The sequence below is a fragment of the Trabulsiella odontotermitis genome, from assembly GCF_030053895.1.
GTDB classification, from domain to species: domain Bacteria; phylum Pseudomonadota; class Gammaproteobacteria; order Enterobacterales; family Enterobacteriaceae; genus Trabulsiella; species Trabulsiella odontotermitis_C.
Map to the genome: position 1 here is coordinate 4,218,619 of NZ_CP125781.1, position 18,210 is coordinate 4,236,828.

General features: G+C 54.1%; 20 protein-coding genes. 13 read left to right on the forward strand and 7 right to left on the reverse strand.

Annotated elements, in window-relative coordinates; genetic code table 11:
- Positions 1-244: 244 nt before the first annotated feature.
- From frdA to QMG90_RS20090, 5 genes are all read left to right on the forward strand, one after another.
- Positions 245-2,035, forward strand: coding sequence for a fumarate reductase (quinol) flavoprotein subunit (gene frdA / locus QMG90_RS20070; protein ID WP_283281417.1), 1,791 nt, complete (start codon positions 245-247; stop codon positions 2,033-2,035).
- Positions 2,028-2,762: a succinate dehydrogenase/fumarate reductase iron-sulfur subunit gene (locus QMG90_RS20075; RefSeq protein ID WP_038156317.1), complete on the forward strand. Its 735-nt coding sequence runs from the start codon at positions 2,028-2,030 to the stop codon at positions 2,760-2,762. The genes frdA and QMG90_RS20075 overlap by 8 nt, the downstream gene beginning before the upstream one ends.
- Before the next feature lie 10 nt (positions 2,763-2,772).
- A complete protein-coding gene (frdC, locus tag QMG90_RS20080) occupies positions 2,773-3,168 on the forward strand; it encodes a fumarate reductase subunit FrdC (RefSeq protein WP_283281419.1) in 396 nt (131 codons plus the stop codon).
- A gap of 10 nt (positions 3,169-3,178) precedes the next feature.
- Entirely contained in the window at positions 3,179-3,538 is a 360-nt protein-coding gene (gene frdD, locus QMG90_RS20085; protein WP_054179682.1) for a fumarate reductase subunit FrdD, read from the forward strand.
- A 108-nt stretch (positions 3,539-3,646) separates the two neighbouring features.
- The gene (locus QMG90_RS20090) at positions 3,647-4,177 is read left to right on the forward strand and encodes a lipocalin family protein (protein ID WP_283281422.1); all 531 of its coding nucleotides are present in this window, start codon (positions 3,647-3,649) and stop codon (positions 4,175-4,177) included.
- Here QMG90_RS20090 and sugE read toward each other — a convergent pair.
- Positions 4,174-4,491: a quaternary ammonium compound efflux SMR transporter SugE gene (sugE, locus tag QMG90_RS20095; RefSeq protein WP_283281423.1), complete on the reverse strand. Its 318-nt coding sequence runs from the start codon at positions 4,489-4,491 to the stop codon at positions 4,174-4,176. The genes QMG90_RS20090 and sugE overlap by 4 nt on opposite strands.
- Positions 4,492-4,739: 248 nt before the next feature.
- Here sugE and QMG90_RS20100 point away from each other — a divergent pair, with 248 nt between their 5' ends.
- A complete protein-coding gene (locus QMG90_RS20100) occupies positions 4,740-5,333 on the forward strand; it encodes a helix-turn-helix transcriptional regulator (RefSeq protein WP_283281424.1) in 594 nt (197 codons plus the stop codon).
- A gap of 37 nt (positions 5,334-5,370) precedes the next feature.
- On the opposite strand, the gene ecnB is transcribed toward QMG90_RS20100, so the two are convergent.
- Both ecnB and efp read right to left on the reverse strand, forming a co-directional pair.
- Entirely contained in the window at positions 5,371-5,517 is a 147-nt protein-coding gene (ecnB, locus tag QMG90_RS20105) for a lipoprotein toxin entericidin B (protein WP_038156326.1), read from the reverse strand.
- 144 nt (positions 5,518-5,661) lie between these two features.
- Positions 5,662-6,228 carry an elongation factor P gene (gene efp, locus QMG90_RS20110; protein WP_054179685.1) on the reverse strand — a complete coding sequence of 189 codons (567 nt, stop codon included), beginning with the start codon at positions 6,226-6,228 and terminating at the stop codon, positions 5,662-5,664.
- Between the two features lie 41 nt (positions 6,229-6,269).
- Between efp and epmB the strand changes: the two genes are divergently transcribed.
- Both epmB and yjeJ read left to right on the forward strand, forming a co-directional pair.
- Positions 6,270-7,298 carry an EF-P beta-lysylation protein EpmB gene (epmB, locus tag QMG90_RS20115; protein WP_283281425.1) on the forward strand — a complete coding sequence of 343 codons (1,029 nt, stop codon included), beginning with the start codon at positions 6,270-6,272 and terminating at the stop codon, positions 7,296-7,298.
- A gap of 171 nt (positions 7,299-7,469) precedes the next feature.
- Positions 7,470-8,321, forward strand: coding sequence for a YjeJ family protein (yjeJ, locus tag QMG90_RS20120; RefSeq protein ID WP_283281426.1), 852 nt, complete (start codon positions 7,470-7,472; stop codon positions 8,319-8,321).
- Between the two features lie 63 nt (positions 8,322-8,384).
- Here yjeJ and QMG90_RS20125 read toward each other — a convergent pair whose 3' ends face one another.
- From QMG90_RS20125 to QMG90_RS20135, 3 genes are all read right to left on the reverse strand, one after another.
- Entirely contained in the window at positions 8,385-8,738 is a 354-nt protein-coding gene (locus QMG90_RS20125; protein WP_283281427.1) for a DUF4156 domain-containing protein, read from the reverse strand.
- 179 nt (positions 8,739-8,917) lie between these two features.
- Positions 8,918-10,564 (reverse strand): chaperonin GroEL, encoded by a 1,647-nt coding sequence (groL, locus tag QMG90_RS20130; protein WP_049857140.1) that lies wholly within the window; start codon positions 10,562-10,564, stop codon positions 8,918-8,920.
- A 30-nt stretch (positions 10,565-10,594) separates the two neighbouring features.
- Positions 10,595-10,888: a co-chaperone GroES gene (locus tag QMG90_RS20135; protein ID WP_013367964.1), complete on the reverse strand. Its 294-nt coding sequence runs from the start codon at positions 10,886-10,888 to the stop codon at positions 10,595-10,597.
- A 257-nt stretch (positions 10,889-11,145) separates the two neighbouring features.
- Here QMG90_RS20135 and yjeH point away from each other — a divergent pair, with 257 nt between their 5' ends.
- Positions 11,146-12,390 (forward strand): L-methionine/branched-chain amino acid transporter, encoded by a 1,245-nt coding sequence (gene yjeH, locus QMG90_RS20140; RefSeq protein ID WP_283281431.1) that lies wholly within the window; start codon positions 11,146-11,148, stop codon positions 12,388-12,390.
- A gap of 17 nt (positions 12,391-12,407) precedes the next feature.
- On the opposite strand, the gene QMG90_RS20145 is transcribed toward yjeH, so the two are convergent.
- On the reverse strand, positions 12,408-12,878 hold the full coding sequence (locus tag QMG90_RS20145; protein WP_283281433.1) for an FxsA family protein: 471 nt from the start codon (positions 12,876-12,878) through the stop codon (positions 12,408-12,410).
- A gap of 336 nt (positions 12,879-13,214) precedes the next feature.
- Between QMG90_RS20145 and aspA the strand changes: the two genes are divergently transcribed.
- The 4 genes from aspA to QMG90_RS20165 all read left to right on the forward strand — a co-directional run bounded on the left by aspA (position 13,215) and on the right by QMG90_RS20165 (position 18,203).
- Positions 13,215-14,651 (forward strand): aspartate ammonia-lyase, encoded by a 1,437-nt coding sequence (aspA, locus tag QMG90_RS20150; protein ID WP_283281435.1) that lies wholly within the window; start codon positions 13,215-13,217, stop codon positions 14,649-14,651.
- A 117-nt stretch (positions 14,652-14,768) separates the two neighbouring features.
- Positions 14,769-16,070 carry an anaerobic C4-dicarboxylate transporter gene (locus QMG90_RS20155; RefSeq protein ID WP_283281437.1) on the forward strand — a complete coding sequence of 434 codons (1,302 nt, stop codon included), beginning with the start codon at positions 14,769-14,771 and terminating at the stop codon, positions 16,068-16,070.
- 130 nt (positions 16,071-16,200) lie between these two features.
- Positions 16,201-16,536: a divalent cation tolerance protein CutA gene (cutA, locus tag QMG90_RS20160; protein ID WP_283281439.1), complete on the forward strand. Its 336-nt coding sequence runs from the start codon at positions 16,201-16,203 to the stop codon at positions 16,534-16,536.
- Positions 16,512-18,203 carry a protein-disulfide reductase DsbD gene (locus tag QMG90_RS20165; RefSeq protein ID WP_283281440.1) on the forward strand — a complete coding sequence of 564 codons (1,692 nt, stop codon included), beginning with the start codon at positions 16,512-16,514 and terminating at the stop codon, positions 18,201-18,203. The genes cutA and QMG90_RS20165 overlap by 25 nt, the downstream gene beginning before the upstream one ends.
- The last annotated feature ends 7 nt before the right edge of the window (positions 18,204-18,210 follow it).

Genomic DNA, 18,210 nt, shown 5'->3' on the forward strand with positions numbered 1-18,210 from the left:
GTCCAGCGAAGGTGGGCCAATCCATAAGTGCAGGTGATTTCCGTACGAAATTCATCAAAAGGTGTGATAAATACCCGCACAGATCCCCAAAAAAATCGAACGCATCAAATTTCCCCTGTCGCCATGCGGTTATACTGCCGTCCCATAAAGGAGTAGTGGATACGCTTTCGCAATGGCGGCTTGTTACCGATGAACTACCTTTGGTTAAGCGCATTGCGAAAAAACAATAAACTGGAGGAATGTCGTGCAAACCTTTCAAGCCGATCTTGCCGTAATAGGCGCTGGCGGAGCGGGATTACGGACTGCTATTGCAGCAGCTCAGGCAAATCCTAACGCTAAAATCGCTCTGATTTCAAAAGTCTATCCCATGCGCAGTCATACGGTAGCCGCTGAAGGCGGTTCTGCAGCGGTCGCGCAGGATCACGATAGCTTTGAGTATCATTTTCACGATACGGTTGCTGGTGGCGACTGGCTTTGTGAACAGGATGTCGTGGATTACTTTGTCCATCATTGTCCGACCGAGATGACCCAACTTGAGCAATGGGGTTGTCCGTGGAGTCGCCGCCCTGACGGTTCTGTCAACGTGCGTCGCTTTGGTGGTATGAAAATTGAACGTACGTGGTTCGCCGCTGATAAAACCGGCTTCCATATGCTTCATACCCTGTTCCAGACCTCTCTCCAGTTCCCGCAGATCCAACGTTTCGACGAGCACTTCGTTCTCGACATTCTGGTTGATGACGGTCAGGCCCGCGGTCTGGTCGCGATGAACATGATGGAAGGCGAGCTGGTGCAGATTCGCGCGAACGCCGTGGTGCTTGCCACCGGTGGTGCGGGTCGTGTTTATCGTTTCAATACCAACGGCGGCATCGTGACCGGCGATGGTATGGGCATGGCGCTCAGCCACGGTGTTCCGCTTCGCGACATGGAATTCGTTCAGTATCACCCGACCGGCCTGCCGGGTTCAGGGATCCTGATGACGGAAGGCTGTCGTGGCGAAGGCGGTATCCTGGTTAACAGAAACGGCTACCGTTATCTGCAGGATTACGGCATGGGCCCGGAAACCCCGCTTGGCGAGCCGAAGAACAAATACATGGAACTCGGCCCGCGCGACAAAGTGTCTCAGGCGTTCTGGCACGAGTGGCGTAAAGGCAACACCATTCCGACACCGCGCGGTGACGTTGTGCATCTCGACCTTCGCCATCTCGGTGAGAAGAAACTGCTTGAGCGTCTGCCGTTCATCTGTGAACTGGCAAAAGCTTATGTGGGTGTGGATCCGGTTAAAGAGCCGATTCCGGTGCGCCCGACCGCGCATTACACTATGGGCGGTATCGAAACTAACCAGCATTGCGAAAGCCGCATTAAAGGGTTGTTCGCCGTCGGTGAATGTTCGTCCGTGGGTCTGCACGGTGCCAACCGTCTGGGCTCCAACTCGCTGGCTGAGCTGGTGGTGTTTGGCCGTCTGGCCGGTGAACAGGCGATGGAGCGTGCGTCAACCGCAGGCCCGGCCAACAGCGCGGCGCTTGATGCGCAGGTCGCTGACGTCGAAAACCGTCTGAAAGCGCTGGTCAACCAGGAAGGCAACGAAAACTGGTCGAAGATCCGCGACGAAATGGGTATCTCCATGGAAGAAGGTTGCGGTATCTACCGTACGCCGGAACTGATGCAGAAAACCGTCGACAAACTGGCGGAGCTGCAGGAGCGCTTCAAGCGCGTTCGCATCACCGATACTTCCAGCGTCTTCAACACCGATCTGCTGTACACCATCGAGCTGGGCCACGGTCTGAATGTTGCCGAGTGTATGGCGCACTCCGCCCTGGCGCGTAAAGAGTCACGCGGCGCGCATCAGCGTCTCGACGAAGGCTGTACCGAGCGTGACGACGTCAACTTCCTCAAGCATACCCTCGCTTTCCGCGATGCTGACGGGACAACCCGCCTGGATTACAGCGACGTGAAAATCACCACTCTGCCACCGGCGAAACGCGTATACGGTGCAGAAGCGGAAGAAGCCGAGAAGAAGGAGACGGCGAATGGCTGAGATGAAAAACCTGAAAGTTGAGGTGGTGCGTTATAACCCGGAAGTGGACTCCGCACCACACAGCGCTTTCTATGAAGTGCCTTACGATGAGCAGACCTCGCTGCTGGACGCGCTGGGCTACATCAAAGATAACCTGGCACCGGATCTGAGCTACCGCTGGTCCTGTCGTATGGCGATTTGTGGTTCCTGCGGCATGATGGTCAATAAAGTGCCGAAGCTGGCCTGTAAAACCTTCCTGCGTGACTACCCGAAAGGGCTGAAAGTCGAAGCGCTGGGCAACTTCCCGATTGAACGCGATCTGGTGGTCGATATGACTCACTTTATCGAAAGTCTGGAAGCGATTAAGCCGTACATCATCGGCAACCCGCGTACGCCGGATCAAGGGCCAAACACCCAGACCCCGGCGCAGATGGCGAAGTATCACCAGTTCTCCGGCTGCATCAACTGTGGTCTGTGCTATGCCGCCTGCCCGCAGTTTGGCCTGAATCCAGAATTCATCGGCCCGGCGGCGATTACCCTGGCGCATCGTTACAACGAAGACAACCGCGACCACGGTAAGAAGGAGCGTATGGCGCAGCTTAACAGTCAGAACGGCGTATGGAGCTGTACTTTCGTGGGCTTCTGCTCTGAAGTCTGTCCGAAGCACGTCGATCCGGCTGCCGCCATTCAGCAGGGTAAAGTGGAAAGCTCGAAAGACTTTCTTATCGCCACCCTGAAACCACGCTAAGGAGTGCATTATGACGACTAAACGCAAAGCCTATGTACGGCCGATGCCGTCCACCTGGTGGAAAAATCTGCCGTTTTATCGCTTCTATATGCTGCGTGAAGGGACGGCGGTACCGGCAGTCTGGTTCAGTATTGTCCTGATTTACGGCCTGTTCGCATTGAAAAACGGTCCTGAATCCTGGGCAGGTTTCGTGGGCTTCCTGCAAAACCCGGTGGTGGTGATCCTTAACCTCATCGCCCTGGCTGGCGCATTGCTGCACACCAAAACCTGGTTCGAACTGGCGCCAAAAGCGGCGAATATTATCGTAAAAGATGAAAAAATGGGGCCAGAGCCGATCATTAAAGGGCTTTGGGTGGTAACGGCGGTGGTCACCGTTGTCGTGCTGCTTGTCACCCTGTACTGGTAAGGAGGCTAACGTGATCAATCCAAATCCAAAACGCTCTGACGAGCCCGTATTCTGGGGTCTGTTCGGCGCAGGCGGCATGTGGAGCGCCATTGTTGCACCGGTGATGGTGCTGCTGGTGGGGATCCTGCTTCCGTTGGGACTCTTTCCGGGCGATGCGCTGAGTTATGAGCGCGTGCTGGCGTTTGCTCAGAGCTTTATCGGTCGCGTGTTCCTGTTCGTGATGATCGTGCTGCCGCTGTGGTGCGGTTTACACCGTATCCATCACGCAATGCACGATTTGAAAATCCATGTGCCAAGCGGCAAATGGGTCTTCTACGGTCTGGCCGCTATCCTGACGGTAGTGACGCTGGTCGGCGTGATCTTCCTGTAATCTCCCTGCCCTCTTACGTCGCAGTAAGAGGGCAAATTTCTTCTGCCATCACCTCTTTTTTCCCTATTGCGTTCTACACTTAGCTAAAAACCTCGCAAGGAAGAAATCATGCGTGTGCTCTCTGCCATCATGTCCGTTGCCGTTGCGTTTTTGGTTGTTGCCTGTAGTAACCCGACACCACCGCCTGGCGTCACTGTCGTCGCCCCCTTCAACGCCCAGCGCTACCTCGGCACCTGGTATGAAATCGCCCGTCTCGATCACCGTTTCGAAAGCGGCCTGCAAAAGGTCACCGCGACTTACAGTCTGCGCAATGACGGCGGGCTGAACGTGATCAACAAGGGATATAACCCGGACCGCGGCATGTGGCAAAAAACCGATGGCGTGGCATATTTCACCGGATCGCCGGACAGAGCCGCGCTGAAGGTGTCCTTCTTTGGCCCCTTCTATGGCGGCTATAACATCATTGCGCTGGATAACACCTACCAGCATGCGCTGGTCTGTGGACCGGATCGCGACTATTTGTGGATCCTCGCCCGCACGCCCACCATATCAACAGAGATGAAACAGCAGATGCTGGATGTCGCGACCCGGCAGGGTTTTGATGTGAGTAAGCTTATCTGGGTAAGACAGACGCCTTAGTGCGCACTGAGCTTCAGGCCGATAATCCCGGCGACAATCAACACCAGGCTCGCGATGCGCGCCACGCTTGCGGATTCACCAAGCAGGATGATGCCAGTGATTGCCGCGCCGACTGCGCCAATGCCCGTCCAGACCGCATATGCCGTACCGACCGGCAGCGTTTTCATCGCCCAGGAGAGCAGCGCGACGCTGGTAATCATCGCCACGGCGGTGATGACGCTCGGCACGAATCGACTAAAACCATGAGTATATTTCAGGCCGACGGCCCAGACGACTTCAAGAAGACCTGCAACAACAAGAATTAACCAGGACATAGTGGCTCCAGTGTGGGGCCGTCCCCGTAATGAGATACGCTTACGGGTCGTCCCGTAAGGTGGTTGAAGTGGTTCATTTTACCTCGTGAACGCAGAGATTCAAGACGTTTGACTTAAGTCACGGAATTTTAGCGTTATACCCGGAAATGGGCCTGTTTAGCGGCTTAGATTCCGCCTTTATTCCGCATCGACTTCTTTATGATGGAAACTTCGTCAGTCAGCCTCATTCATTTCATTACGAAGCCAGAATGTACAAGATTCTATTACTTGATCGATGCCACTTCAGCCGTCAGGGGCTGGAATCCTGGCTGATGCAGGTCAATGCTTTTGCGGCCCCGCTTTCCATCACCAGCCTGAGCAGTTTATTGCTGGCAAAAGAACATATTGAAGGCTGGCAGCCGCATTTAATTATTGCCGACCTCAGCGGTTTTGCGGCCGAGCGCCATCAGATCCCGTTGATCTCTTCACTGATCCGTAGCTCCTCTCCCCGCTCGCGGCTGGTGCTGTTGCAGTACGATGATTTTACGTCGACAGATCTGCACGACGCCTCATGGGCGATCCTCGACAAGAAAATCGCCCTGACCGATATGATGAACATTGTGGATGGCGCGTTACGCTCAAGCCCTGGTATTAACCATGCACGCACCGTTGCCCCGCTGCTGACGCGGCAGGAAGAGAAAGTGCTGTCGTTGTGGATGGAAGGAACGAGCCACGGTGCCATTGCCCGGATGCTGAACATCAACGGGAAAACGGTCTATACCTATAAACGCAATATTCGGCTCAAACTGAAGGTCGAGAACCGGTTTTCACCGTTTCTTTCCGCCGCCGAAAGAAGAGGATAACGGCACGGCAGAACCGCCGCACCGCTTGCTGCCGGTACTACTGCTGCGCCTTCGTCGCCGCACCAGAGATCGCGCTCCCGCCTTCAGAAATATCCTGTCCGACGCCGCGCGTTGTATTACATGCAGTCAAGAGTGAAGAAAGCACTAAAACAGAGAAGATTGCTGCAATTGTTTTCTTAACCATAATATCTTCCTTTTATAGCCCGTGTTATTTGTGCCTTATAAGCATAGACAAAATCCCGGAAAAGAAAGAGAAAGGCGTAGATTTTAGGAGAATGAGAGGGGTCAGGCGCAGCACGGGGCTACGCCTGATAATACATCACATGAATTACTTCACGCGGGATACGTATTCGCCAGAACGGGTATCCACTTTGATGACTTCGCCAATCTGGACGAACAGCGGCACTTTCACCACAGCGCCGGTGCTCAGGGTTGCCGGTTTGCCGCCGGTACCTGCGGTATCACCTTTCAGGCCAGGATCGGTCTCAACGATTTCCAGCTCGACGAAGTTCGGCGGGGTCACGGAGATAGGCTGACCGTTCCACAGGGTCACGATACACTCAGCCTGGTCCAGCAGCCATTTTGCGTTATCACCAACGGCTTTCGCATCTGCAGCCAGCTGCTCGAAAGTCTCGTTGTTCATGAAATGATAGAATTCGCCGTCGTTGTACAGGAAGGTCAGGTTCATATCGACAACGTCTGCGCCTTCGGCAGAATCAGTAGACTTGAAGGTTTTCTCTACGCGGGTACCGGTCAGCAGGCGGCGCAGTTTAACGCGCGCAAATGCCTGGCCTTTACCGGGTTTCACGAATTCACTGGATTCGACCGCATAAGGTTCGCCGTCCATCATGATTTTAAGACCGGCACGAAAATCGTTGCTATAGTAAGTCGCCATAAGGCCCTCTGAATTTGAAAACTTGGTAGCTTAGCCAAAAAATGGCAGACATTGTAACCCTAAACACCCTTTCCAGAGAAGATTGGTTATCGCAACTTGCCGATGTTGTAACCAATCCGGATGAACTTCTGCGTCTTTTAAATGTAGACGCTGATGCACAGTTGTTGGCCGGACGGGACGCAAAACGCCTGTTCCCGCTGCGTGTTCCGCGTGCGTTCATCGCCCGCATGGAGAAGGGAAACCCCAACGATCCGCTTTTGCGTCAGGTACTTACCTCAGAAGAGGAGTTTGTCGCCGCCCCTGGTTTCTCCACCGATCCGCTGGAAGAACAACACAGCGTAGTTCCCGGACTGCTGCACAAATACCAGAACCGGGCATTGCTGCTGGTAAAAGGCGGTTGCGCGGTAAATTGTCGTTATTGTTTCCGTCGGCACTTTCCCTACGCCGACAATCAGGGCAACAAGCGCAACTGGCAGACCGCGATGGCGTATATTGAGTCTCACCCGGAGCTGGATGAGATCATTTTCTCCGGCGGCGATCCGCTCATGGCGAAAGATCATGAAATGGACTGGCTGTTGACACAACTGGAGGCGATCCCGCACGTGAAGCGCTTACGCATTCACTCGCGCCTGCCGGTGGTCATTCCTGCGCGCATTACGGACGCGCTCACGGCCCGCTTTGCACGCTCTTCGCTGCAGATATTGCTGGTCAACCACATTAACCACGCCAACGAAATTGACGATACGTTCCGTGCCGCAATGGCCCGACTGCGCGAAGCGAAGGTGACGCTGCTGAACCAGAGCGTGCTGCTGCGCGGCGTGAACGATAACGCCAGAACGCTGGCCGATCTCAGCAACGCGCTGTTCGATGCGGGTGTCATGCCCTATTACCTTCATGTGCTCGATAAAGTACAGGGCGCCGCGCACTTCCTGGTCAGCGATGACGAAGCCCGCCGTATCGTCCGCGAACTGCTGACGCTGGTCTCAGGCTACATGGTGCCAAGACTGGCGCGGGAAATCGGCGGAGAGCCGAGCAAAACGCCGCTCGATCTCCAGCTTCGCCAGCAATAACCACCCACTGCTTTTTGCAAAAATAAATTCATGGGAAATTCTTCCATGAATTTATTTTGCATCCCGCTTCAATATGCTATTTTACCGTCACTGTAATACAGTATCACTTCATTAATTTAATCTATATATAACGCCTACATTATTTATTTAAATAATGTTCAGGGAGTAACCATGCTGCTCATGATAAAAGGAATTAACACTGGTGTTATTCGTCACGATAATAACTTTCTGGCTCTTGCGCTCAAAGTTAAATATCAAAGAAATAAAGAGGCGATATTTTTCTTTCCGCCGCTGGTTCTGAGAGACGTGTTGATTGCGCTCGAACACCGTCTCTTTCAGCACGCCAGCCTTACCGGCTTGCCGCAGGAGCAGCTGGAAAGAGCAAAACGCAGCGCCGTGAAGAAGATGCACGGCCATATTCCTGAACTGACCGGGCCAGAGCTTGCGCAGGCGGATATTTCACGGCGTGTGGAATCTGTCGCGTTGACAGAAAATAGTGAAAGCCGTTTATTATTCACGTTAACGATGAATGACGAAGCGCAAACGCAATTATGCGTTGAAGAAACACAAATTGAACTGCTGGTCATTGCCATCGTTCAGGCGATTAATAATGCAGGAATGCATGAACTGGCGATACGCCTTTCCTCGCTACTCGATTTCCTGCCATTATATGATGTGGATTGCCGTGAAACGGGCGAACTGGAATATGACAGCTACGATCAACCCGACTGGAAACAGACGCTGTTCAGCCACTATCTGGCGTTGATATACCGGTTTTCTGATCATGAGGGCAAAGACTTCACCTGCGGCGCAGTCATTAAAACGCGCAGCAACCCGGATTCCGAAGAGGCAAAAGCGATATCACGCCGGTTGATGAATTTCAGCCCACGGCTGAGTAAACTGAAAGGTCGTGCCTGTCAGGTCTTTATTCGCGCCATCCCTCACACGCCACAACAGGCATTGAGTCTGGAGCAGTGTTTACGCGCACTGCATCACCTGCGGGCCAGCATTCCGCAAAACTAACGGCGAACAGTAACCGATGCGCCCTCAAGCGTGAGAGGGCGCAGCATCTGCATTACCCAAAAATCAGTTCGGGCATTTATAAACCTGACCAATCATCTCGCTGTCGGTCGGCACAAAGCTTGAGAGCATGCCTTGCGTCGGGCTGCTGACGCCATAAATCACATTGCCGCCCATTACCGCGGCCTGGTTACGCAGCGCGTTTGCCGCACCGCGCATAGAGCCGCCCTCTTCGCCATGCTGACCAGAGAGCCAGTTGCTCTGCTTACCGGTCGCCGTTCCTAACAGCTGACAATCCGCCGCCGGTTTATCTTCAACAAAGCGAACGTTCTGCCCGCCTGCGGTCAGTTCACTGCTGGAACTGCAACCTGCCAGCAGCAACGCGGCACCGACGATCCCTGCACAGACTTTTACGCGCATGTTATTCCTCGTTATCAATGAGCTGGACACAACTTGTCCGTGTTGAACGTTATACTAAAAAGATGACCAAAAGAAAAACCCCCAGCCATTTCTGACCGGGGGTTTTTCAATTCTCTGTGACAGAGTGAGCACCCAACGCATCTGCAGCCTGAAGGATGCCGGGTGCGAGGGGGGCATGATTACATCATGCCGCCCATACCACCCATGCCACCCATACCGCCAGCAGCACCTAAGTCAGGCGCATCGCCTTTCGGCAGGTCGGTCACCATGCACTCGGTGGTGATCATCAGACCAGCCACAGAGGCCGCATACTGCAGCGCAGAACGGGTCACTTTGGTTGGATCCAGGATACCGAAGTCGATCATGTTGCCGTATTCTTCAGTAGCGGCGTTGTAACCGTAGTTACCTTCACCCGCTTTTACCGCGTTCGCCACAACAGACGGCTCTTCACCGGCGTTGGACACGATCTGACGCAGCGGCGCTTCCATTGCGCGCAGCGCAACTTTGATACCGACGTTCTGATCTTCGTTCTGAGCAGTCAGGTGAGCCAGTTTCGCTGCAACGCGAACCAGCGCCACGCCACCACCGGCAACCACGCCTTCTTCTACCGCCGCACGGGTCGCGTGCAGGGCGTCGTCAACGCGTGCTTTCTTCTCTTTCATTTCCACTTCAGTCGCTGCACCAACTTTGATGACAGCAACGCCGCCTGCCAGTTTCGCTACGCGCTCCTGCAGTTTTTCGCGGTCGTAATCAGAAGTCGCTTCTTCGATTTGTTTGCGGATCTGACCAACACGGCCCTGAATAGCCGCTTCGTCGCCCACGCCATCGATGATGGTGGTGGTGTCTTTGTTGATCACAACGCGTTTAGCCTGGCCAAGATCTTCCAGGGTCGCTTTTTCCAGCTCCATACCGATCTCTTCAGAGATGACGGTACCGCCAGTCAGGGTAGCGATATCCTGCAGCATCGCTTTACGACGGTCGCCGAAGCCCGGTGCTTTCACCGCAGCCACTTTCACGATACCGCGCATGGTGTTAACCACCAGCGTCGCCAGTGCTTCGCCTTCAACGTCTTCAGCGATGATCACCAGCGGCTTGCCTGCTTTCGCAACAGCTTCCAGCACTGGCAGCATTTCGCGGATGTTGGAGATTTTTTTATCAGCCAGCAGGATGAACGGGCTTTCCAGTTCTACGGCGCCAGTTTCCGGCTTGTTGATGAAGTAAGGAGAGAGATAACCGCGGTCGAACTGCATACCTTCAACTACGTCCAGTTCGTCTTCCAGGCCAGTACCGTCTTCAACGGTGATCACGCCTTCTTTACCGACTTTGTCCATCGCTTCTGCGATCAGTTTACCTACGGTTTCGTCGGAGTTCGCGGAGATAGTCCCTACCTGAGCGATGGCTTTAGAGTCAGAGCACGGTACGGACAGTGCTTTCAGTTCTTCAACCGCAGCAACGACGGCTTTGTCGATACCACGTTTCAGATCCATCGGGTTCATGCCCGCCGCAACGGCTTTCAGACCTTCTGCGATGATGGCCTGCGCCAGAACGGTAGCGGTGGTGGTACCGTCGCCTGCAGCGTCGTTCGCTTTAGAGGCAACTTCTTTCACCATCTGTGCACCCATGTTTTCGAACTTGTCTTCCAGTTCGATTTCACGTGCTACGGAAACGCCATCTTTGGTGATGGTCGGTGCACCGAAAGATTTATCCAGAACCACGTTACGGCCTTTCGGGCCGAGGGTAACTTTCACTGCATCTGCCAGTACGTTTACGCCGCGGAGCATTTTCACACGAGCGTCGTTACCGAATTTTACGTCTTTAGCTGCCATGTTCTTATTTCCTCAAATTCTCGTGCGGAATTACGCTTCAACAATTGCCAGAATGTCGCTTTCAGACATGATCAACACTTCTTCATTGTCGATCTTCTCAGATTTCACACCGTAGCCATCATTGAAAATCACGATGTCGCCGACTTTAACGTCCAGTGGCTGCACAGTACCATTTTCCAGGATGCGGCCCTTACCGACAGCGATGATTTCGCCACGCGTTGATTTACCTGCTGCAGAACCGGTCAGAACGATGCCGCCAGCGGATTTAGATTCAACTTCTTTACGTTTGACGATCACACGATCATGTAACGGACGAATACTCATTGATAGCTCTCCTTTGAGAAAGTCATTATCAGTTATGGATGGCGCCGGGCCGTAAACGGTTTTCCGGCTAGTGACCAGAGAGATGGGGATAAGTTTTTAGGCCTTCAAGGGGCAACAGGAAAAAAATTTTTCTTAATGTTTCAGAGATCCCATTTCATTGCACTGAAGAAAGAAATATCCGCTTAAAGCCTGAGGCCAATGGGATGTGATACGCTTTATCTTCTTTGTTTTTTGCAGGACCTGGGTGGTCGATTAGCATGGGTGGATTAAAGCAGGAGCTTGGTCTCGCGCAAGGGATTGGTTTGCTGGCAACATCGCTGTTGGGGACCGGCGTTTTTGCTGTTCCGGCGCTGGCGGCACTGGTTTCCGGGGATAACAGCCTGTGGGCCTGGCCGGTGCTTATCGTTCTGGTTTTCCCCGTCGCCATTGTGTTCGCTATTCTCGGACGTCATTTTCCCAGCGCCGGCGGCGTGGCGCACTTCGTCGGGCTGGCGTTCGGCCCTCGTCTGGAAAGGGTCACCGGCTGGCTGTTTCTCTCGGTCATTCCTGTCGGTTTACCGGCTGCCCTGCACATCGCTACTGGCTTTGGTCAGGCGCTGTTTGGCTGGCATGATGAGCAACTGCTGTTTGCGGAGTTCGGCACGCTGGCGATTGTCTGGTGGGTGGGCTCTCGCGGCGCCAGCTCCAGCGCCAATTTGCAAACGGTAGTCGCTGTGCTCATCGTCGCGCTCATCGCCGCCATCTGGTATTCCGGCGGTCTTTCCGTCGCGGCGATCCCCTTCCCGGCGGTCAATGAAATCAACGTCCCGCAGCTGTTTTCCGCCCTGTCGGTGATGTTCTGGTGCTTTGTCGGGCTGGAAGCCTTCGCGCATCTGGCGTCGGAATTTAAAAACCCGGAGCGGGACTTCCCGCGTGCGCTGATGATCGGCCTGCTGCTGGCCGGCACCGTTTACTGGGCCTGTACGGTCGTCGTGCTGCATTTCAACGCTTATAGCGCGGATCGCGCGGCGGCGGCCTCGCTTCCGGGAATTGTCGTTGACCTGTTCGGCGTTAAGGCCTTGTGGATTGCCTGCGTGATCGGGTATCTCGCCTGCTTCGCCAGCCTGAACATTTATATTCAAAGCTTCGCCCGTCTGGTGTGGTCGCAGGCGATGTACTCACCGCAAAGCCGCCTCGCCAGGCTCTCCCGTCGGCATCTGCCGATCAACGCGCTGAACGCTGTGCTGGCCTGCTGCGCGCTGAGCTCGCTCTGCGTCTACTGGCTGAAAATCAATCTCGATGCGCTCATCGTCTACGCCAACGGTATTTTTATCATCATCTATTTGCTGTGCATGGTGGCGGGGTGTCGGCTGCTGACAGGGAAATACAAACTGCTGGCGGCGGTTGGCGGCGCGCTGTGTCTGCTGTTACTGGTGATGGTGGGCTGGAAGAGTCTCTACGCCATTATCATGCTGGTCGTGCTGTGGTTCGTGTTACCGAAGCGTATAAAAATGCCCGGCTGAGTGCCGGGCAGTTACTGTCAGCGGTCGTCTTTATGGTCGAGGCGATCGCGATCGTCATCTTTGCGCTGATATTCCCCTTCAAAGGTGTTTCCTCCGTCATTTCCGCCGCTAAAACCGCCAGCGGACATCGCGGAAAAACGCAGGTAAGGCATCAGTTTCACCGTCAGATGGTTCTGTACTGGCGGCAGCAACAGCAGCAGCCCCAGGAAATCGGTGAAGAAACCCGGCAACAGCAGTAACAGACCAGCGATGATGATCGACACGCTTTTAATCATCTCTGCTGCCGGGCTCTCACCCGCCGCCATTTTCTGCTGCATCAGCATGAAGTTCTTGAAGCCCTGGTTACGCACCAGCGACATCCCGATCACGGAAGTGAAAATCACCAGCACCAGCGTCAGCAGGACGCCCAGGGTATGGGCCACCTGGATAAAAATAGATATCTCAACGTAAACGTAGAGAAAGAAGGCAATAAACGGTATCCAGCGCACTGGCTTCTCCTTTAAAAATAGGGGCGATGTCGCCACTGCCGGTATGGGTTTGCGATTCGCATTGACTTGTAGTGGTGGTGAAGTGGCGGATTTCAAGCGGTTCGCAACGTTATTTTTGCCGAAAATCATAAAGCGGTGACTCATTTCACAGATTAATGATTCTTATGCGAAACAAGCCACAATAAGTGATCCAGATTACTGCAATTCGCTATCATCAGCATATGATCGTGGGCACCAGACCGATTAAGGAAATAATCGTCGGTCAGAAAACGCACATAGTCTCATTAATTTTGTGTGTTTGGTGAATTCATTGGCAGCTTGAAAAAGAAGGTTCACATGTTAAACAACATTCGTATCGAAGAAGATTTGTTGGGCACCAGGGAAGTTCCAGCGGACGCATATTATGGGGTCCACACTCTGAGAGCGATTGAAAACTTCTACATCAGCAACAGCAAAATCAGCGACATTCCTGAGTTTGTACGTGGCATGGTGATGGTTAAGAAAGCCGCTGCGCTGGCTAACAAGGAACTGCACACCATTCCTAAAGGCATCGCGAACGCCATTATTGCCGCATGTGACGAAGTTCTGAATAACGGAAAATGCATGGATCAGTTCCCGGTTGACGTCTACCAGGGCGGCGCAGGAACCTCCGTAAACATGAATACCAATGAGGTGCTGGCAAACATCGGTCTGGAACTGATGGGACACCAGAAAGGTGAATACCAGTACCTGAATCCGAACGATCACGTCAACAAATGCCAGTCGACGAACGATGCGTACCCGACCGGCTTCCGTATTGCGGTTTACGCGTCCATTCTCAAACTGGTCGACGCGGTGAATCAACTGGGCGATGGTTTCCAGAATAAAGCCGTTGAATTCCAGGACATCCTCAAAATGGGTCGTACCCAGTTGCAGGATGCGGTACCGATGACCCTCGGTCAGGAATTCCACGCCTTTAACGTTCTGCTGAACGAAGAGACCAAAAACATTCTGCGTACCTCTGAATTGCTGCTGGAAGTTAACCTCGGCGCAACGGCGATCGGTACCCGTCTGAACACGCCGGATGGCTATCAGCACCTGGCGGTGCAAAAGCTGGCCGAAGTCAGCAACCTGGCGGTGATTCCGGCAGAAGATCTGATTGAAGCCACGTCTGACTGCGGCGCTTATGTCATGGTTCACAGTGCGCTGAAACGTCTGGCGGTGAAACTGTCCAAGATTTGTAACGACCTGCGCCTGCTCTCTTCGGGTCCGCGTGCGGGTCTGAACGAAATCAACCTGCCGGAACTGCAGGCAGGCTCCTCTATCATGCCAGCGAAAGTGAACCCGGTGGTGCCGGAAGTGGTCAACCAGGTGTGCTTTAAAGTTATCGGTAACGACACGACCGTCACCATGGCCTCTGAAGCCGGTCAGCTGCAGTTGAACGTGATGGAGCCAGTGATTGGCGAAGCGATGTTTGAATCCATTCACATCCTTACCAACGCCTGCTACAACCTGCTGGAAAAATGCATTAACGGTATTACCGCGAACAAAGAGGTGTGCGAAGGTTTCGTCTACAACTCTATCGGTATCGTCACCTACCTCAACCCGTTCATCGGTCACCACAATGGCGACATTGTCGGTAAAATCTGTGCCGAAACCGGTAAGAGCGTCCGTGAAGTGGTGCTGGAACGCGGTCTTTTGACCGAAGCCGAACTGGATGACATCTTCTCTCCGCAGAACCTGATGCATCCGGCATACAAAGCAAAACGTTATACAGACGAAAATGAACAGTAATTTTAGTTCAGAGTAAAATGAGAGAGGCATGTCAGAAATGACATGCCTTTCTCGCTTTTATTGGATACTAAAACACAACATTTAATTATCCAACGCTCAACAATCAAGGAAGCAGTTATGTTAGTCATCGAACTCATCATCGTGTTAGCGGCAATCTTTGTCGGCGCCCGGCTGGGGGGAATTGGCATAGGTTACGCAGGAGGACTAGGGGTTTTAGTCCTGGCGGCCATCGGCGTGAAACCGGGGAACATCCCGTTTGACGTTATTTCCATCATCATGGCCGTTATCGCGGCTATTTCGGCAATGCAAGTGGCAGGGGGTCTTGATTACCTCGTTAATCAGACTGAAAAACTTCTTCGTAGAAATCCCAAATACATTACTATTCTGGCGCCGATCGTCACCTATTTTCTGACGATTTTTGCCGGTACTGGTAATATTTCTCTGGCAACGCTGCCGGTTATCGCTGAAGTGGCGAAGGAGCAAGGGATTAAACCTTGCCGTCCGCTCTCCACCGCAGTGGTTTCGGCGCAGATCGCTATCACCGCATCGCCGATCTCCGCGGCTGTGGTGTATATGTCTTCCGTCATGGAAGGTCATGGCATCAGCTACATCCATTTACTGTCCGTGGTCATTCCGTCCACGCTGCTGGCAGTGCTGCTGATGTCCTTCCTGGTCACCATCCTGTTCAACTCTAAACTGTCTGACGACCCGGTGTATCTGAAGCGCCTGGAAGAAGGGCTGATTGAACTGCGTGGCGAAAAAGAGCTGGTTATCAAACCGCGCGCGAAACTCTCCGTACTGCTGTTCCTGCTGGGTGTGGTCGGTGTGGTCATTTACGCGATTATCAACAGCCCGAGCCTCGGACTGGTGGCAACGCCGCTGATGAACACCACCAACGCTATCCTTATCATCATGCTGAGCGTGGCAACCCTGACCACCATTCTGTGTGGCGTGGAAACCGACAGCATCCTGAACTCCAGTACCTTTAAAGCCGGTATGAGCGCCTGTATTTGTATCCTGGGCGTGGCGTGGCTGGGCGATACGTTCGTTTCCAACAACATTGACTGGATCAAAGACACAGCGGGTACTGTGATTCAGGGCCATCCGTGGCTGCTGGCGGTGATCTTCTTCTTTGCTTCCGCGCTGCTCTATTCTCAGGCAGCAACGGCTAAAGCACTGATGCCGATGGCGCTGGCGCTGAACGTCACTCCGCTGACGGCAGTGGCGTCTTTCGCAGCGGTATCCGGTCTGTTCATTCTGCCGACTTACCCGACGCTGGTCGCGGCGGTACAGATGGACGACACCGGGACGACCCGTATCGGACGCTTTGTCTTTAACCATCCGTTCTTTATTCCTGGCACCATGGGCGTGGTCTTCGCCGTGTGCTTCGGCTTCCTGCTGGGAAGCTTCATGCTGTAATCTCACCCCTACGGGACGCTCCGGCGTCCCGTTTTCTTAGCTTTACACGTCACCGCTTAGTCGTTTTCCTCTCTCGCTGGTATAGTAATCTCCTGTTCTTTTTCAGGCTGTTCGCTCTGATGAGGTGTCTATGCCCGGTGAAAGCCATGGTACTGCTGTCGTAGTTGTTCTCTGCACTGCCCCCGATGAAGCCACCGCGCAGGATCTGGCGGCGAAGGTGTTAACTGAAAAGCTGGCTGCCTGCGTTACGCTGCTGCCAGGCGCCACGTCGCTGTACTACTGGGAAGGAAAACTTGAGCAGGAATACGAAGTTCAGATGCTGCTGAAGACCAACACGGAACATCAGCAGGCGCTGCTGGATTGCCTGAAATCTCATCACCCGTATCAAACCCCTGAATTACTGGTTTTGCCCGTCACCCACGGAGATAACGATTACCTCTCATGGCTCAACGCATCTTTACGCTGATCCTGCTGCTGTGCAGCACGTCCACTTTTGCCGGGCTGTTCGATGCGCCCGGCCGTTCTCAGTTTGTACCTGCCGATCAGGCGTTCGCCTTTGATTTTCAGCAGAACCAGCACGACCTGACGCTCTCCTGGCAGATAAAAGACGGTTATTACCTCTATCGCAAACAGATCAACATCGAGCCGGCCGACGCCAGTATCGCGCCGCCGCAATTGCCTGCCGGTGAGTGGCATGAAGATGAGTTCTACGGCAAAAGCGAAATCTACCGCGAACAGTTGAATCTGCCGCTAACCCTCACTCAGGCCGCGAAAGGCGGTACGCTCACGGTCACGTATCAGGGCTGTGCCGATGCCGGTTTTTGCTATCCGCCAGAGACTAAAAAAGTGCCGTTGAGCGAAGTGGCGCCGCTGTCCGCCACGCCGCCCGCCAGCACGCAACCGCAACCGGCGGTGAAGACTGAACTTCCCTTCTCCGCCTTGTGGGCGTTGATTATCGGCATTGGTATCGCCTTCACCCCTTGCGTGCTACCGATGTACCCATTGATTTCCGGGATTGTGCTCGGCGGCAAAGAACGCCTTTCTACCGCTCGCGCGCTGCTGTTGGCGTTTGTTTATGTGCAGGGAATGGCGCTGACCTACACCCTGCTCGGGCTGGTCGTCGCCGCGGCCGGGCTTCAGTTTCAGGCGGCGCTGCAACACCCTTACGTGTTAATTGGGTTGTCGGTGGTGTTTATCCTGCTGGCGCTGTCGATGTTTGGCCTGTTCACGTTGCAACTGCCCTCAGCGCTGCAAACTCGCTTAACGCTGATGAGCAACCGCCGTCAGGGTGGCTCTCTGGGTGGCGTTTTTGCGATGGGTGCCATTGCCGGGCTTATCTGCTCGCCGTGCACCACCGCGCCGCTGAGCGCGATTCTGCTCTATATCGCCCAGAGCGGGAATTTGTGGCTCGGCGGCGGCACACTCTATTTGTATGCGCTCGGCATGGGGCTACCGCTGATTTTGGTCACTGTGTTTGGCAACCGTCTGCTGCCGAAAAGCGGTCCGTGGATGGAGCATGTCAAAACCGCATTTGGCTTTGTGATCCTCGCCCTGCCGGTTTTCCTGCTCGAACGCGTCATTGGTGAGGTCTGGGGCTTGCGGCTGTGGTCGATACTCGGCATCGCCTTCTTCGGTTGGGCGTTTATTACCTCGCTCAGCATCAGCAAACCGTGGGTCCGCGTCCTGCAAATTTTGCTGCTGGCGGCGGCGCTGGTTGGCGCGCGTCCGTTGCAGGACTGGGCGTTCGGGACGTCCACCGTTCAGCAGCAGGCGCACCTGAACTTTACGCGCATCAGCACGGTTGAGGATCTCAACCAGGCGCTAACTCAGGCGCAGGACAAAACCGTCATGCTGGATCTCTACGCCGACTGGTGCGTGGCCTGCAAAGAGTTTGAGAAATATACCTTCAGTGATAAATCCGTGCAGCAAGCGCTTGAAAACACAGTTCTGCTGCAGGCGGACGTGACCAAAAACACGCCGCAGGACGCAGCACTGCTCCGCCATTTACAGGTACTCGGGCTTCCCACCATTTTGTTCTTTGACGGAGCCGGAAAGGAACTGACCGGACAGCGCGTGACCGGATTTATGGACGCTGAGGCCTTTCGCGCGCATTTGCAGAAACTGCCTCAGTAAACGACAC